At 42.7% G+C, this 15,968-nt stretch carries 14 protein-coding genes; 8 read left to right on the top strand and 6 right to left on the bottom strand.

Annotated elements, in window-relative coordinates; all coding sequences use genetic code 11:
• Window positions 1-151 precede the first annotated feature (151 nt).
• Both FXV77_RS21435 and FXV77_RS21430 read left to right on the top strand, forming a co-directional pair.
• Window positions 152-1,402: a PQQ-dependent sugar dehydrogenase gene (locus FXV77_RS21435; RefSeq protein WP_148921294.1), complete on the top strand. Its 1,251-nt coding sequence runs from the start codon at window positions 152-154 to the stop codon at window positions 1,400-1,402.
• Between the two features lie 77 nt (window positions 1,403-1,479).
• Window positions 1,480-2,685, top strand: coding sequence for an MDR family MFS transporter (locus FXV77_RS21430; RefSeq protein WP_148921293.1), 1,206 nt, complete (start codon window positions 1,480-1,482; stop codon window positions 2,683-2,685).
• Between the two features lie 6 nt (window positions 2,686-2,691).
• Here FXV77_RS21430 and recR read toward each other — a convergent pair whose 3' ends face one another.
• On the bottom strand, window positions 2,692-3,306 hold the full coding sequence (gene recR / locus FXV77_RS21425) for a recombination mediator RecR (protein ID WP_148921292.1): 615 nt from the start codon (window positions 3,304-3,306) through the stop codon (window positions 2,692-2,694).
• 59 nt (window positions 3,307-3,365) lie between these two features.
• Between recR and FXV77_RS21420 the strand changes: the two genes are divergently transcribed.
• Window positions 3,366-4,070 (top strand): LOG family protein, encoded by a 705-nt coding sequence (locus FXV77_RS21420; RefSeq protein ID WP_148921295.1) that lies wholly within the window; start codon window positions 3,366-3,368, stop codon window positions 4,068-4,070.
• On the top strand, window positions 4,070-4,714 hold the full coding sequence (locus tag FXV77_RS21415; protein ID WP_148921291.1) for an MgtC/SapB family protein: 645 nt from the start codon (window positions 4,070-4,072) through the stop codon (window positions 4,712-4,714). The genes FXV77_RS21420 and FXV77_RS21415 overlap by 1 nt, the downstream gene beginning before the upstream one ends.
• Before the next feature lie 12 nt (window positions 4,715-4,726).
• On the opposite strand, the gene FXV77_RS21410 is transcribed toward FXV77_RS21415, so the two are convergent.
• Together FXV77_RS21410 and FXV77_RS21405 are read right to left on the bottom strand one after the other, a co-directional pair.
• Window positions 4,727-7,102: an endonuclease MutS2 gene (locus tag FXV77_RS21410; RefSeq protein WP_148921290.1), complete on the bottom strand. Its 2,376-nt coding sequence runs from the start codon at window positions 7,100-7,102 to the stop codon at window positions 4,727-4,729.
• Window positions 7,103-7,109: 7 nt separating this feature from the next.
• Window positions 7,110-7,787, bottom strand: coding sequence for a DUF4296 domain-containing protein (locus FXV77_RS21405; RefSeq protein ID WP_187444212.1), 678 nt, complete (start codon window positions 7,785-7,787; stop codon window positions 7,110-7,112).
• A 52-nt stretch (window positions 7,788-7,839) separates the two neighbouring features.
• Here FXV77_RS21405 and FXV77_RS21400 point away from each other — a divergent pair, with 52 nt between their 5' ends.
• Genes FXV77_RS21400 through FXV77_RS21385 form a run of 4 tightly spaced genes read left to right on the top strand, consistent with a single transcriptional unit; the run spans window position 7,840 to window position 11,868 of the window.
• Window positions 7,840-8,532 carry a YggS family pyridoxal phosphate-dependent enzyme gene (locus tag FXV77_RS21400; protein ID WP_148921288.1) on the top strand — a complete coding sequence of 231 codons (693 nt, stop codon included), beginning with the start codon at window positions 7,840-7,842 and terminating at the stop codon, window positions 8,530-8,532.
• Between the two features lie 44 nt (window positions 8,533-8,576).
• Complete coding sequence (locus FXV77_RS21395) at window positions 8,577-9,395, top strand: DUF3298 and DUF4163 domain-containing protein (RefSeq protein ID WP_148921287.1); 819 nt, start codon at window positions 8,577-8,579, stop codon at window positions 9,393-9,395.
• A gap of 9 nt (window positions 9,396-9,404) precedes the next feature.
• Window positions 9,405-10,667, top strand: coding sequence for an aspartate kinase (locus FXV77_RS21390; RefSeq protein WP_148921286.1), 1,263 nt, complete (start codon window positions 9,405-9,407; stop codon window positions 10,665-10,667).
• Window positions 10,668-10,680: 13 nt separating this feature from the next.
• Window positions 10,681-11,868, top strand: a complete 1,188-nt coding sequence (locus FXV77_RS21385) for a class I SAM-dependent methyltransferase (RefSeq protein WP_148921285.1) — start codon at window positions 10,681-10,683, stop codon at window positions 11,866-11,868.
• 123 nt (window positions 11,869-11,991) lie between these two features.
• Here FXV77_RS21385 and FXV77_RS21380 read toward each other — a convergent pair whose 3' ends face one another.
• The 3 genes from FXV77_RS21380 to FXV77_RS21370 all read right to left on the bottom strand — a co-directional run.
• Window positions 11,992-14,367, bottom strand: a complete 2,376-nt coding sequence (locus tag FXV77_RS21380) for a toprim domain-containing protein (RefSeq protein ID WP_148921284.1) — start codon at window positions 14,365-14,367, stop codon at window positions 11,992-11,994.
• Window positions 14,368-14,479: 112 nt separating this feature from the next.
• Window positions 14,480-14,854: an Imm40 family immunity protein gene (locus FXV77_RS21375; protein ID WP_148921283.1), complete on the bottom strand. Its 375-nt coding sequence runs from the start codon at window positions 14,852-14,854 to the stop codon at window positions 14,480-14,482.
• Window position 14,855: 1 nt separating this feature from the next.
• The coding region (locus FXV77_RS21370) for an RHS repeat-associated core domain-containing protein (protein WP_148921282.1) at window positions 14,856-15,968 on the bottom strand (1,113 nt) is incomplete at its 5' end.

The raw sequence follows: 15,968 nt of genomic DNA, 5'->3' as shown, positions 1-15,968 counted from the left end.
CATTTGCAGTATCATAATTTAGGTTTATAATTGGTTAGCTAAAGGTTTTCATTCTCCCCGTTTGAAAACCTTTTTTTATGCCTTTATCAAAACATTTTCATACATTTAGCACTTAAATAAAAAAGACTTACTAAAAAATAATATTTGACAGATGAAACGAACATTTCCAGCTTTTTTATTGTTATCGACGGCTTCATTGATCGTTGCTTCCTGCAATAGTAACGGGGCCTCTACGTCGACAGAAGACGACGCTGTCACAGACAGTGTTTACCCTCCCGTCGAAAAAAACAACCCCAATACAGACTATAAGCCTGCTTTTGAAGGTCAGACACGGGCTCCGGGTGCAAAGACACAGACACCATATGAAAGCCAAGTCGTCACGGACAAGCTCAAATCGCCGTGGGGAATTGCTGTTCTTCCTGATGGTCGATTACTCATTACCGAAAATGAGGGTAATATGCGTATCGTTTCAGACAATGGCGAGCTTAGCGAAGCAATTGGCGGCATCCCCAAGGTGGATGCGCGTGGGCAGGGCGGCCTCCTTGGGCTTACACTCGACCCTGATTTTGCTTCTAACCGAATGGTCTACTGGGTATTTTCTGAACCCGTAACCGGCGGAAACCATACAGCAGTAGCAAAAGGACGTCTGGCAGATGACGAAAAATCTATTGAGAATGCACAAGTCATTTACCAAGCCTTACCGACTTATGATGGGAGACAACACTACGGTGGACGTATCATCTTCGATAGAGACGGCAACCTATTTGTGAGTACCGGCGAACGCTCAGACTTAGAAACAAGACCACAAGCACAAGACCTCCAATCCGCTTTGGGAAAAATTGTTCGCATCACAAAAGACGGCCAGCCAGCACCGGGCAACCCCTTTGCTTCAAACAGCGATGCTCGTCCAGAAATTTATAGCTACGGAAATAGAAATGTACAAGGTTTAGCGCTGCATCCAGAAACGGGCGATTTATGGTCTACCGAATTTGGCCCACGAGGTGGTGATGAACTCAATCATATCGAAGGAGGAAAGAATTACGGATGGCCGATTATCACTTACGGTTTGGAATACAGCGGGAAAGAAATAGGAAATCCACCTATCCAACAACAAGAAGGTTTGGAGCAACCTGTTTACTACTGGGATCCTGTATTATCGCCAAGCGGCCTCGCGTTCTACACAAGTGATGCTATTCCGGAATGGAAAAACAATTTGTTCAGTGGCGGCTTAAGCAGCACGCATATCGCTAGATTGGTTATCAAAGACAATAAAGTGGTAGGCGAAGAGCGTCTCTTGGAGAAAGAAGGCCAGCGCTTCCGTGATGTCGCACAAGGTAAAAACGGCGAGATATTCGCGATTACAGACGCTGGTAGACTTTACAGGATACACAAAAAAAGCTAGTCAGTCTCATTTTACTAAAGTTATAGACGGACGCTTTAAAAGGTGTCCGTTTTGTTTTTTATACTTCTCTTCTTGACTTGAAAAAATTAGTACAACTCTATTTTAATTCGTATCGAGGTCTATCGACTGAAGCCTGGTTATTGGCGCTTGTGATGCTTATTAACCGTACAGGTTCTATGGTCATTCCATTCTTGAGTATGTATATGGCTTCAGAACTGCAATTCAGCAAAGCACAGGTTGGAATCGTATTAGGCTGTTTCGGATTAGGTTCGGTGTGTGGTTCTTGGTTGGGTGGTTGGTTAACGGATCGATTTGGTAATTTCCATGTACAAGCTATCAGTTTATTGCTTACCGTTCCCGTCTTTATCATACTACCACAGTTTAGAACCTTCGAGAGCTTAGCTGGTATGATTTTCCTGTTAACACTCATCGCTGATACATTTCGTCCGGCCAACTCCGTTGCTGTAGCACGGTATGCCAGGCCAGAAAATTTAACAAAGGCGTATTCTCTCAACCGCATGGCCGTCAATTTGGGATTTTCAGTCGGCCCGGCATTGGGCGGCTTTTTGGCGATGATTTCTTATAGTTGGATCTTTTATGGAAATGCTATTGCTGCGTTATCTGCAGCAGTCGTTTTTCTTATTTTCTTCCGAAATCGTAAGCCACGTTCCACTGTAAGTATACAGCGGAAAGAAGAGAAAATATTAACAAAGAACGACAGAAATGCCTATTTAGATATCCCCTTTATCGTCTTCAACATCTTTTGTTGTCTATTTTCGATGGCCTTCTTCCAATTATTGAGTACAGTTCCTTTGTATTATAAGGAAGTTATTCAGCTCTCGGAAGTACAAATCGGGATACTTTTAGGGTTCAACGGTTTCAGCATCGTTGTGTTTGAAATGTTGTTAGTACACGGTGTTGAGCGTCGCTTCACACCTCGGCAGGTCATGATTTTTGGAACTGCTGTGGCAGGGGTTTCCTATTTCATGCTGTCTATTCCTTTAGGAATTGCCTGGTTATATTTTTCCATGTTCATCCTGTGTGTCGGTGAAATGCTCACTTTACCCTTTACAGCAACCATCAGTGCATCCCGTGCCACAGCGAATACACAAGGGGCTTATATGGGGTTCAATTCATTGGCATTCGCTGCCGCCAATATTTTCTCACCCTATCTGGGCACATATGTTGCAGAACATTTCGGCTATCAAATCTTATGGTTTGGTACGGCGGGGATATTAATTTTCACGAGTATTGGTTTTTCATGGATATTGAAGAAAATGTAGTATAAACTACCCTATATTTCTTTCATAGGGTACACGCGTGGCGATGGACCGCCCTAACGTTATTTCATCGACGTATTCCAATTCACCGCCAAAGGCGATCCCCCTTGCTATCGTGCTAATCTGTACATCAAAATCCTTTAATTTTCTATACAAATAGAAAATAGTTGTATCACCTTCCATTGTCGCACTAAGAGCCAAAATAATTTCGCGGACTTCACCGCTCTTCAATCGCTCCAACAGTGCATCTATCTTCAAGTCAGAAGGCCCCACGCCATCCATCGGTGAAATAAGTCCGCCAAGTACATGATAAACACCCTGGTATTGATTGGTATTCTCAATAGCCATCACATCGCGTGTATCCTCCACCACACAGATCGTCGCACGATCCCGTTTAACCGACGTACAGATTTCGCATACTTCCTGATCAGAAATATTAAAACAGGTTTTACAGTAACGTATCTGTTCTTTAAGTTGGTCTATAGCATGGGTAAAACGGCTCACATCGTTATTTGGTTGTTTCAACAAATGCAGTACCAAACGCAGCGCGGTTTTTTTACCTATTCCGGGCAAACGCCCAAACTCATCCACTGCCTGTTCTAAAAGTCGCGACGAAAAATGCATACACAAAAATAAACAAAAAAATTCCTATCTTGGAAATCTCAACAAGTTGAATCATGTATATGGTTAAAGAAGACAAAATAAGAAGTTCATTTGCCAATAAAACTTGGCAAGAAATAAAAGTAAAAGACTCTTGGCAGATTTTTAAAATCATGGCGGAGTTTGTTGACGGTTTTGAAAAATTAGCTAAAATAGGCCCCTGTGTATCTATATTTGGCTCTGCAAGAACGAAGTCCGATCACAAATATTATGAAATCACAGTCGAAATAGCACGTTTGCTCGCCGACAAAGGTTATGGTGTGATTTCAGGCGGAGGTCCGGGGATTATGGAAGCTGCCAATAAAGGAGCGTACGATGCAGGCGGCAAATCGGTCGGACTCAATATCGAGTTACCCTTTGAACAGTTTCACAATAAATACATAGACCGAGACAAGCTGTTGGAATTCAATTATTTCTTCGTACGTAAAGTCATGTTTACCAAGTATTCACAAGGATACATTGTGATGCCGGGCGGCTTTGGCACGATGGATGAGCTGTTTGAAGCCATTACCCTAATTCAAACCGGAAAGATTGCCCGTTTCCCCATCGTTTTGGTAGGCACGGAATATTGGAAAGGGTTATTCGATTGGATTGAACATTCCATGCTGGGTAACGCCTATATTTCCGAAGAAGATTTAAAACTTTACCGTTTTGTCGATACAGCAGAAGAAGCTGCGGATCATATTTTCCGCTTCTACGATAAATATTTAATGAAACCGAATTTCTAATGTTTGAGTGGTTAGAAGATGTCCCTATCCAGCCTGTATTAATATCCATTTTATGTGGCGCGGTGGTTGGCTTTGAACGGGAGTTTAAAAATAAATCTGCGGGTTTCCGAACCATTATCCTCATTTGTTTAGGCTCTACGATCTTTACCCTGACTTCCCGTATGGGCAATATCTCCGACGATCGTATAGCGGCTAATATTGTTACGGGCATTGGTTTTCTCGGTGCAGGCGTCATTTACCAAGGTAAATTTACGGTACAGGGATTAACAACCGCAGCCGTAATCTGGTCTATGGCAGGCGTAGGCATGATGATCGGCTTTGGGAATTACACGCTTGGCTTTGTTCTCACCTTTTGCATGGTGATTATTCTTTCCATATTCCAAAAAATGGAAAATCTACTTGCCAACATTTATTTTATCCGTACCATCCATGTCACTTTTCAAAACATTCAGGTATCACATTTGGGTGAATTTGAAAATTTCATGAAAGAACATAAAGTAAAGCCTCAACGGAAAGGCGTAGAAAAAAAAGGAGAACACCTTACAGTTGTATATGAAATAACGGGTACGCAAAAAAATATCCGTCGTGCAAACGATGCTATTATCACACTGGATTATGTGTATTCGTTTAATAACTTAGGGTAAAAAAGCTCGCCATTACTGAATATGAGCATACGTAACACCATCCCCACCCCGATCGGCATGCTCATCTTCAAAATGGGACACGTGGCTATATTTGCGCAAATAATCCCGAATGAATTTCCGGAGTATACCATCTCCCTTACCGTGTAAAATTTTCAAAGAAGGATAACCGATCATAACAGCACGGTCCAACACGGTCTCCAGCTGCCGTAAAGCATCTTCTGTACGCATTCCTCTTACATCAAGCTCTGGTTGAAAATCTGCGGCAGATTCCGTAGAAATAGTTCGGTGTTTCTTTATCACCTTAGCTTTTTCTTTTCCCTGCAATTTAACCACCTTATTTTTCTTGACCACCGTACGCAGCTCTCCGAGTGCCAGAATCAGGTTATTCCCTTTCGAAACCTCGATAACCTGCGCTTCCGTATCGGCTTCCAGAATCTTCACCCAGTCTCCAACTTTGATAGACTCATCAACTTGTGCAGCCATCACCTGTTTAGCAACAGGTTTTTTATCGGTATGTTTATCAACTTCGTCGTGTAAGCGACGTCGTATTTCCCTTGTTTTTTCTTTATCTGCTTGTACCGATTTAATCTCCGCAACGGTATTCTCCACCAATTTATTGGCATTCTTTAAAATCTGGCGAGCCTCGTCTTTCGCTTCCCGAATAATCTGCTTCTTATTTTCTTCCAGATACCCCTGCAAGTTTTCGTATTCGTTCTTCAATCTTTCTAACTCACGTTCCCGCATAGCGATAGCCGCCTTCGTGTCGTATATTTCTTTCTTATCACGCTCCAAATCCACCAATAAAGTATCTACTTTCTTCTGACGGCTACCTATTTTGTCTTTGGCAGCATGTAAGATTTCCTTATTCAAACCGATTTTCTGCGCGATTTCAAACGCGTACGAACTGCCCGGCTTTCCTACTTGCAGGATATATAGCGGACGCATCGCAACATTATCGAATAGCATCGACGCATTTTCCAAGCCCGCCGTATTGCTAGCAAATACTTTAAGATTAGAATAGTGTGTTGTTATCACGCCACGCACGCCTTTTTTGTTCAACGTTTCTAATACCGCTTCGGCAATGGGCCCACCAAACAACGGATCCGTTCCTGTGCCGAATTCGTCAATCAGCACCAATGTTCGCCCATTTGCAAATTCAGTAAAATGCTTCATTTTTGAGAGGTGAGCGCTGTAGGTACTCAAATCGCTTTCGATGGATTGGTCATCGCCGATATCGGCAAATATCTGTCGAAAAACACCCAATTTAGAGGTAGCTTCTGCTGGAATGAGCAAGCCCGATTGCACCATAAGCTGTAGCAAACCGACGGTTTTCATGCAAACCGATTTACCTCCTGCATTCGGTCCCGACACTAAAATTACGCGGTCTTCCTGATCTATCTTGATATTTAAGGGAACGACAGGCGGATGATTTTCTTTACGTGCATTGAGCAATAGCAACGGATGCCGTGCATTGACTAAGTTAATTTCCGCTTCTTTTGACAATTCAGGCATTTCAGCTTCCATGTCAATCGCAAACAACGCTTTCGCACGAACAAAATCGAGTTTACTCAATAATCCGTGATACGCTAATAGCAAGGACACATGTGGGCGCAGCTCGGTAGTCAATTCCGTCAATATACGGATAACTTCACGCCTACGCTCAAATGCTAAATCCCTTACTTTATTATTAAGGTGAAACACCTCTTCTGGCTCAATATAAGCCGTTTGTCCGGTAGCAGATTCATCATGTATAAAGCCCTTCAACTTACGCTTGTTTTCGGCGAGTATCGGAATACATAAGCGGCCATCCCTAATCGTTAAGTTCCCATCTGCCGTCCAGCCGTTATTTTGAGCCTGCTTAAATACCTGATCAATACGTTTACGCGCTTCCTGTTCACTTTTAAGTATTTGCTGGGTCAAATCCAGCAACAAGCGAGACGCATTATCCTTCATTTTTCCCCGGTCGTCTATCACCGCTTCAATCTGTCGGATAATCTTTGTTTCGATAGGCAAATGTTCAAACAGCAACTCCAGGTGCACATACTGCCCTTCCCGCTCATTGAAATAACGGATAATAGCATACACGGTACGTAGCGAAAGTAAAATACGGTGAAATTCTTCTTCTGCCAAAAAAGAACCTTCTACACGGGCCTTTTCCCCTAATGGCTTTATGGGATATAAGTGGTCTACAGGAAGTGGAGCATCGTTAACCAACAAATCCTTAAACTCCTGTGTTTGACGAAGAAACCTATCTATCTGTTCAAGTTTTACCTGAGGCTGGATTTTCTCCACCATCTCCTTCCCGGATTCACTCAAACATTTATCTTTTATTAGGTCTTTAATTTCAATAAAACCTAATTTATCTAGGGCATTTTTAGGGAAAATCATAAAATCCTTAATTTTCAAGCGGCGTCGCTTCTACTTTTTGCGGTGTGGTATTTCGGATCGGGTTTGGCCGGATTCGTCGGGGTACCGAATCCACTTGAAGCTTTTTCGTTGTTTCTCCATTGGATTCATCTGCCACAGGTTTTTCTGGAGCAGAAGGTTGAATCGTAGGTTGATACGTCTGTATCGCATACAGTCCGGCGCCATCCATAAAATCCTTTTGATGAACCCGATAGGTTAATGGTATCGTGTCCACATCGACTTCCAAAATCAATCTCCGGGCGGCCTCTTTTAAACGTTCAAACCGTTGAACGACGCGTATACTATCGGAAACCCGTGCATTTTTCAAAGAATCCGTCCGACGGTAATCGTCCTCATACGCATTTAATTTTTTAGTTACCTCCGCGTACAATTCCTTAGAGACTATAGGGTTGCCTAAATAATAGGCTATATTCTCCTTAAATTTAACCGAATCTATACCGTATTTTTCAAACACCTCATCATACAGCCCGTCAATAACTTTACGTGTACTATCCACCGGCAACGTGTTCAAGTAGCCATCTACGAGATGTACGTCTGTCATCAAATCCACCATCGTCTTTTCCGAAAGCGTTCCTTTCGGCTTCGATCTGTTACAGGAAATCATCAAAAAAAACGACGACAATATAATAAGTATTAAGCGCTGCATTTCGTAAGTTTGTACAAAATTACAAAAAGGCATTATAATAACCACTTCCAAAATGAGTATTGCAGCAAATATTGAATCTTTACAAGTCGACCTTAACCCGATCGGTGTCACCCTTGTTGCCGTTTCCAAAACGAAATCCAACGAAGAAATCATGGAAGCTTATCAAGCAGGGCAACGTTTATTTGGCGAAAACATGGTGCAGGAGATGGTAGAGAAGTATGAAGCTTTACCCAAAGATATTGCCTGGCATCTTGTGGGGCACCTACAGACCAATAAAGTGAAATATATCGCTCCTTTTGTATCCATGATACAGTCTGTGGATTCTTTAAAGGTTTTAAAGGAAATCGATAAACACGCTGCCAAGCACAATCGGACCATCGACTGTCTTTTACAGGTTTATATTGCGGATGAAGGAACCAAATTTGGCTTCGATCATGCGGAGCTTATCGAAATGCTGCGTAGTGATGACTTCCAAGGTTTACCGCATATACGTGTCCGTGGGTTAATGGGCATCGCGACCAATACAGATAACGAAAAGGTAGTCAAGGAAGAGTTTTATGAGCTAAAAATGTTGTTTGACGGGATTAAGGCTAGCTTTTTTCGTAAAGAGGACACCTTCGACACGCTGTCGATGGGCATGTCGTCAGATTATAGTCTGGCGATAGAGAAAGGTGCGAACATGGTGCGATTGGGAAGCACTATTTTCGGCAAACGTGTTATCAAACATTATAAGAACAAAGAATAAGGATAAAGAACAAAGGCATAGGGGGCGACTGCATTTCGTGATTGATGAAAAAAAATTTAATATATGGTATTGGTGTGGGGATTTTGGTATTTACCAATAGCTGCATCAATGGAAATAAACTACAGGAGAATGTAGCTACATCAGAAGATGCCCTTATGTCTGTAAACGATACGGTGGATTACCACATGGAGGTTTTCAAAGAAATCAGCCCTTACTTTTCCGGCGATGAAACAACCCTGGATACAACATTCTATGCCGCGCGTTATCCCGTATTTCCACCCGAAATTGATTCCTTGGTTCGGGATGCTATCTTTGTCGATGGTGAACATCATGCAAGTCAAGTAGCAGAGAGTTTTCTAGGCGGGTTTAATGAATATGCAGAAGAGCAAATAGAAAGTGAGCATCAGACTTTTCATGCTTGGTTTAGAAACCAAGCTTGTGAGGTTGTTTTTAATGTGCCTGGCTTTCTTACCTTAAAGAATGCCATCAGCGAGTATACAGGAGGCGCACATGGGATGGAGATCGAAATCTGGTCAAACTACGATACACAAAATAAACGAAAGCTTTCACTGACCGATCTTTTTCAAGATACACTTGCTTTACGTCAAATTGTGGAAAGCCATTTCAGAAAACAGGAACAATTGAGTGATACGAGTTCTTACGGGAGTGCTTATTTCTTTGATGAAGGAACCTTTACCCTTGCAGACAACTTTGGGCTGACCCAGGCAGGACTTTTGTTCCACTACAATCCTTACGAAATAAAATCCTATGCTGACGGACCAACGACGCTTCTCATCCCGTATAGCGCGCTGGCGGATACGATGACGGAGAAAGGTAAGCGGTTGTTAGCAGTTATAAAATAAAACGTTTTCATGCAAGTATTTAAATTTGGCGGAGCATCGGTAAAAGATGCAGACAGCATACGCAATGTAGCACATATTATCACAAAATGTAAAACGGGTGAATTGCTTGTGGTTGTTTCGGCACTCGGTAAAACCACCAATGCCTTGACCGAAGTTACCCAACATTTTGTTGACCAAACCGGACAGGCATTTGACCTGTTAGAAAAAGTTAAAACAGCACATCAACAGATTCTGACCGAGCTTTTTGGCGTGTCACATCATCCTATATTTGATGATATAGCCAATTGCTTCGTCGAAATTGAATGGATACTGGAAGAAGAACCCCAGGATTCGTATGACTACCTACATGACCAGATTGTCTCTACCGGTGAAATTGTTTCTTCGAAAATCCTCGCTGCCTATTGTGCCCATACCGGATTACCCATCAAATGGATAGATGCACGTGATTATATTTTTACAGACAACACCTATCGGGAGGCGGAAGTCGATTGGCAAAAAACAGAAGATAAAATCCGCAGAGAACTACCTGTCCTACTCGACGAGCAAATCATTATCACGCAAGGTTTCATCGGCTCCACATCTGAAAATTTTACAACAACATTGGGTCGCGAAGGTTCTGACTATTCTGCGGCTATCTTTGCAGCGTGCCTACAGGCGGACGACGTAACGATATGGAAAGATGTACCCGGTGTGCTCAACGCAGATCCCAAATGGTTTAACCCGACAGAGCTCATCCCAGAGTTGTCGTATACCGATGCCATTGAGCTTACTTACTACGGTGCCACGGTTATCCATCCCAAGACAATCAAACCACTACAGAATAAGAAAATCACACTAAATGTGCGTTCTTTCGTACATCCTGAAGAACCGGGAACACTTATCCGTACCACCAATAACGGACTACTTATTCCCTCCTTTATTTTTAAAGTCAACCAGGTTTTTGTGAGTATACAGCCGCGGGACTTTTCCTTTATTGTGGAGGATAACCTGAGCCACATCTTCAACCTGTTCCATCGTCATCGTATCAAAATCAATATGATGCACAATAGCGCGATCAGCTTCTGCGTCAGTATCGATGACACGGGAGCAAACGTAGAAGCATTGTTGGAAGAACTGGAAAAACGCTATAAGGTGAGTGTCGAAAAAGGTTTAGAACTTATTACCATTCGCTATTTCAATCAGGAAACCATCGACCGCGTATTGGTGAATAAAAAAATTATCCGAGAGCTCAAAGACAGTTATACCTGTCAACTTTTAGTTAAAGATCAATAGTCGGTAGTCCGTGATGAACAACAACATTTTATCACCGGAAGTCCAGGCATTTATTCGCCAGCATGCGCATGAGGATGCAAGCAGCATCGCTTTGAAAAAAAGTCCATTTGTGCAGGTGTCATCATCTGAGCTTGCCCAACAGGTAAACGGTTGGCAGAAGGTCAGCACGAAAGTACGCGAATGGCTGGAACAAGGTAGCGTGCTGTATTACCCCGAAAAGCTGAATCTGGAACAGTGCTCTTCCGCGCGAACCGGAAAGTTCAAAGCCTCCCTCCTTTCACCAAACAGTACGGTGCTGGATTTGACAGGTGGATTTGGCGTAGACAGCTATTATTTTGCACAACAGGCGAAAAAGGTAATCCACTGTGAAATCAACCCCGAATTATCACAAATTGTCACGCATAATCTCAGCGAATTGGGTGTAGATAATGTGCAATTCCACACCGGAGACGGTATTGCTTTCCTGATTTCATCGGATAAAGAGTTCGATTATATTTATGCCGATCCATCCCGAAGGGTAAAAAACCAAAAGGTCTTCCGACTGGAAGATTGCGAGCCGAATATACTCGCCTATCAACCCCTATTTTTTGAACATTCGGATACACTAATTACCAAATTAGCGCCACTGCTCGACATCTCTGGAGCATTAAACGTATTGCCGCATGTCAAAGATGTCTATGTCATCAGCATCGAAAACGATTGTAAGGAATTACTGTTCGTCCAACACAAATCATTCCAAGGTATACCCCGCATTCATGCTGTGCGTCTATCTACGGAAGATGAACCAGGGATTTTTTCTTTTAATTACGTACAGGAGAAGGAAGCTACACCCGTGTTAGGCGAACCGACAAACTTTTTATACGATCCGGATGTCGCTATTACGAAAGCTGGTGCTTTTAAGTCTGTAGCGACCGTCTTTAACCTACAGAAACTGCATCAGCACAGCCATCTCTATACCCGTGATCATCTCATTCCGGAATTTCCCGGACGCGTCTTTCAAATACAGCAGGTCGTTCCTTTTTCGGTTTTTAAAAAGAACGTTGACATTACAAAAGCAAATATCATCGCCAAAAACTTCCCATTGAAAGTGGACGATATCCGAAGGAAGTTCAAAATTAAAGATGGCGGGGAAGATTATTTGTATTTCACGACGTTATTTGATGATCGGCATGTGATTATTTATGGAAAGCGGGTTGTTTAGTCTCAATCCCCATAAGGCTCCTCAATTTTTTGTGCACGCCTGGCTATAAAAATATTTTTGTTTTTATTACTTACTGTACTTTATCGATATATTTACAGGTAGTTGAGTGAGTAATTGAGCTGATTACTTACTGTTACTTACATTACTTACGGCCTTTCCCCTGATGTCTTGCAAAGCCTTGTCCAATGCCGTCTCTATGCTGTTCTGCAGCCTGCTGTATTCGTCTTTGTTGGTGATTTCGTATTCGTAACCGCCTTTGTATTTGTTGCCGCCTATGCTTTTTACATAACCGTAGAAGTGCAGTGTTTTCAGGTAATGGTTCAGGTTGTGCGGGTTGATTTTTAATAAGGTTCTTATTTCACTCCTGTAAAAGCTGTGCTTCTTTTCCTTGTGCAATAATGCTTTCAGCGTTTCCAAAAAGTCCCTGCAAGCCTTTGTTAGTTCATCGCTCTTTGCCAATAAAACTTCCTGCAGTAATTCATTGGCCAAGGCAATATCTTCCAATGTCGTTTCTATAAATGGATTGCCCAGCTGGTCTTTCTTTACTTCCCGTTGGTATTGGTGTATGAACGTTATCGCTTCTATGAACTGCAAATAATGGGCATTGGTGCGTAACGGCTTAAATACGCTTTCGGGTATGATTAATTTATCGGCATAAGGATTGACCACATTGATTTTTCTAAGCATTAGCTGCAAGTCCTGTAACAGTTCCTTTGTGCTTTCTTCTTCCGCTTTGTTGATTTTGCCCGCACTCAACAACCTTTGGTATTGCATTATGCTTTGCTGCTGCGTATCGCTGTTGTCAAGGTATATCAGCAAACAACGGTTGGCGTTGTCTTCGTAAATGCGTTCTTTGGTGGTCGTTCCCGATAAACAGATCGGGCCTTCCACTTCCAGCAGTATCGTTTTCATATTACCCTTGCTGTCCTTCATCGGGACTATTTTGCTTACATAGCCTTTGCTTTGAAGCTCACGCAATACATACAGTACGCTGTTTGCTCCGTCCATATCTTCAATAAGAATGAGCTTGTTTTTAAGATCGGTCTTGCCAACGTAGTACAATGCGTTTTCGGTAGAAGCTGTAAAACTTACTTTGTGCTGCTTCGGTATCAGTTCCGATATTTTTTCCTGTAAATACGTCTTGCCCGTTCCGCTTGCCCCTAAACAGATGATGTGCAAAGGATGGTCGGTTAGCCTTGATGTAAACACCGTCCACATTATTAAGCGGTTCTTTGCTTCGCCTATTACGCCTGTTTTGCCGATTAATTCGTTCAGCTTTTTGTACAGGTTTTTGCTTTGTAACAGTTTGGTTAGTTCTTTCTTTCTGAACTCCGTTAATACTTTGGGCTTTTCCGCCTTTGGTTTCTGTGCTTCTATTCTGGCATTGCGGTAATCTTCCAGTAAAGTAATCAGTTCCGCTATAGCGTAGCTGATCTGCTTGCTTCCGGTTTCCAGTTTCTCGCTTGCCCTGCGGATAAATTTTTCCGCCTGTTCTTCGCTGTACAGATCAAGATTGCTCTGGCGTATCGTGTGCAAGGGGTTCAGGCTTTTTGCTACCTGTATCTTTAATGTGATTTTCAGCTTATCCAAAGGATATAAAGCGATACCGCCAACAATGGAGAACAACAGGTTTTCATACACGAAGCTGATGTAATCAGCATTGCTTGTATTCAGCTTGCCAACCGTTGTAATGATTGGTGGTTCTACGGTTTGCTGACTATCATTATTATTTTTTATTGGTGTCAGCGAATCGGCAAAGCCGATTTCAGGGGCTGGCTTTTCTTTTTCAAGTGAAGAAAAAAGTATCTGCCTTTCATTAATCAGGTGTTGTAATATTTCCGCTTCGTGTCCCTGTATCAGGCTGTTTATATCTTCTTCATCAGGTGTATTTACGGTGCTGATGGTGATTTTCGGCAACAGTCCCTGTAAGGTTTCGCTGTGCTTGCCTGTCCATTCCCTGCCCGCTTCATCGCCATTCAGGAACATAATGATTTCTTTCAGGTGCGGTAAGCTCTGCAACGCTTCTTTGTGTTCTTCGTTCAGTACGTTTGTGCCGAACAATGACAATGTTTTGTAGGTGGTGTAAAGCTGTATCGTTGCTGCGTCTATTATGCTTTCGGTGATGATGATGGTTTCCGTTTCTGCTGTCGGATAGTTCGGATATAAACCGTTTCTGTTTGCCGTATAAAAATGCCTGTCGTCTTTTCCTTTGCTCTGCGTATTCCTGCCGTAAAAGCTCACAATGTTGTTTTCTTTATCCTTCAATGGAAAGATGATGCAGTTTTTTAGCTTGCTGTAATGCGTTCCGTTGTTATAGCCCGCTTCTAACTTGGCAGTGTAAATATTTCGGCTCTCTGCGTAGGCTCTCGCTTTGCTGCTGCTGTAAAAGCTCGGTCTTAGCTTTTGGAAGATGTCGCCTAAATTTTCGGGTTGTATGATTGGCTTGGGTGCTGCCTGTTGTGCTGCTGCTCCTATCAGGCTTTGGGCTTTTTGCCACACTGCCCGAAAAGGAAAAGGAATGCCTGCTAACTACCGTTGACCACTTTATCAAAGCAAGCAAGATTTCTTTGATGTAAAACAAAAACGCCAAGCTGTAAGCCTGGCGTTTAAGTCATTCAGTTACAAAAACTATGTAACATTTCTTTTTAAGTTTTTCAGCTGTTGCGTGGGCATTTGTAATACCTTCTTGTGCTAAGATATAGCTCCTTTTTAAATAATCATCTTCACTCTCATTGTCTATTCTATCACAATACCAATTCAAGTAATGATATTCTTCTCCCCAAAGCTGATAAGCATAAATAAGCTCTCCGCTATCCTCTGAAAGTATATCCCCTCCTAAAATTGCTGTTTGAATATCTTTTAATAACTCTATTGCTTGCAAAGCATCATCAACGGCCAATGCGATTTCATCACTACCTGGATTAATTTCAGATAATGGCCTGCCTTTCTCTTTTATAAAATTTAGATAACTCAATGTATTTTCCATTCTAAGGAACTTTAGGTACGTTAAAAAATCTGTGGTTAATTATTCCGTTAGCATCTTTGATGTATTCAAATGTACCCGTTTTGCCTCCATAACTGCCATTCATTTTCAACCATTGATAAGTCTTCCCATCCGCTCCAACCTTCGTTGACCATTGACCAAATTTAGTAGCAAAACCATCTACACTTTTAGGGAAACCGTGAAATAAATCATCGGCTTTACCCATTTGACGAAGTACCTTATCTGAATATTTCGCACCCTCAAAGAACGTAGCTCCCCCCTTAGCAGCATTATTAACCTTAGCGGCAAGGGATAGTGCCTTCCATCCGTATTTCACCGGTGTAGCCGGCGAAGGTATCAGATCAGCTTCTATGTACACCGGCGTGATGGCTCCACTGCCCCGTTGGCGCCACTCGCCCAGTATTGGATTGTAATCCTGCAAAAAATATAATTCCGAAGGACGCCAAGCATTATTTACCGCATGCTGATAAATATGTGAACTTGTTCCTCCATCATCAAAATTAGCTCCTCCCGTTATAGTGACACCATTCCCGTTAACAGCTCCATTGCTCGTATAGAAGCCCCATTCACCGTCAAACCTTTTCGTAAGTCCGGAGGGATTTTCTCCCCGCAAAGCTGCACCAATCCATTTGAAACCTGCCCCCAACCAACTCCAGCCACCATCCGGATCAAACCTCATCACCGGGTTGTTACCCATCCCCACATAGGGAGACCAGTATTGCCCATAAGGATCCGTACTCAGCCAACGTCCTATCGCAGGATCGTAGTTACGAAGATAGAAATTATTCCAGCCAGTTTCACCATCTTTTTCCGAATATTCGCCTTGATAGCCGTAGCGCGATGGGATACCGGCCGATTGGATGATGGAGCCAAAAGGATAATAGTCGGCATAGTATATAATGTCCGCATTTCCGCTGGACAGCTTGTTCCGGTTGATGATAGCTCTCACCGAACCTACGTGGTCCGTTAATTGGTAGTGGTAAACATTCGCCTGGCGGTAGTAGATACCCGATGGTATCGGCTGCTCGATCAGCTGGCTGCCTTGGTACACATTGCCGTCCACATACCAGGTTGTCACGTTCTGCAGATGGTCCTG

The sequence above is a fragment of the Sphingobacterium phlebotomi genome, from assembly GCF_008180195.1.
GTDB lineage: Bacteria > Bacteroidota > Bacteroidia > Sphingobacteriales > Sphingobacteriaceae > Sphingobacterium > Sphingobacterium phlebotomi.
The sequence above is the reverse complement of the archived record's forward strand: the minus strand, read 5'-3'. Positions and strand labels throughout refer to the sequence as shown.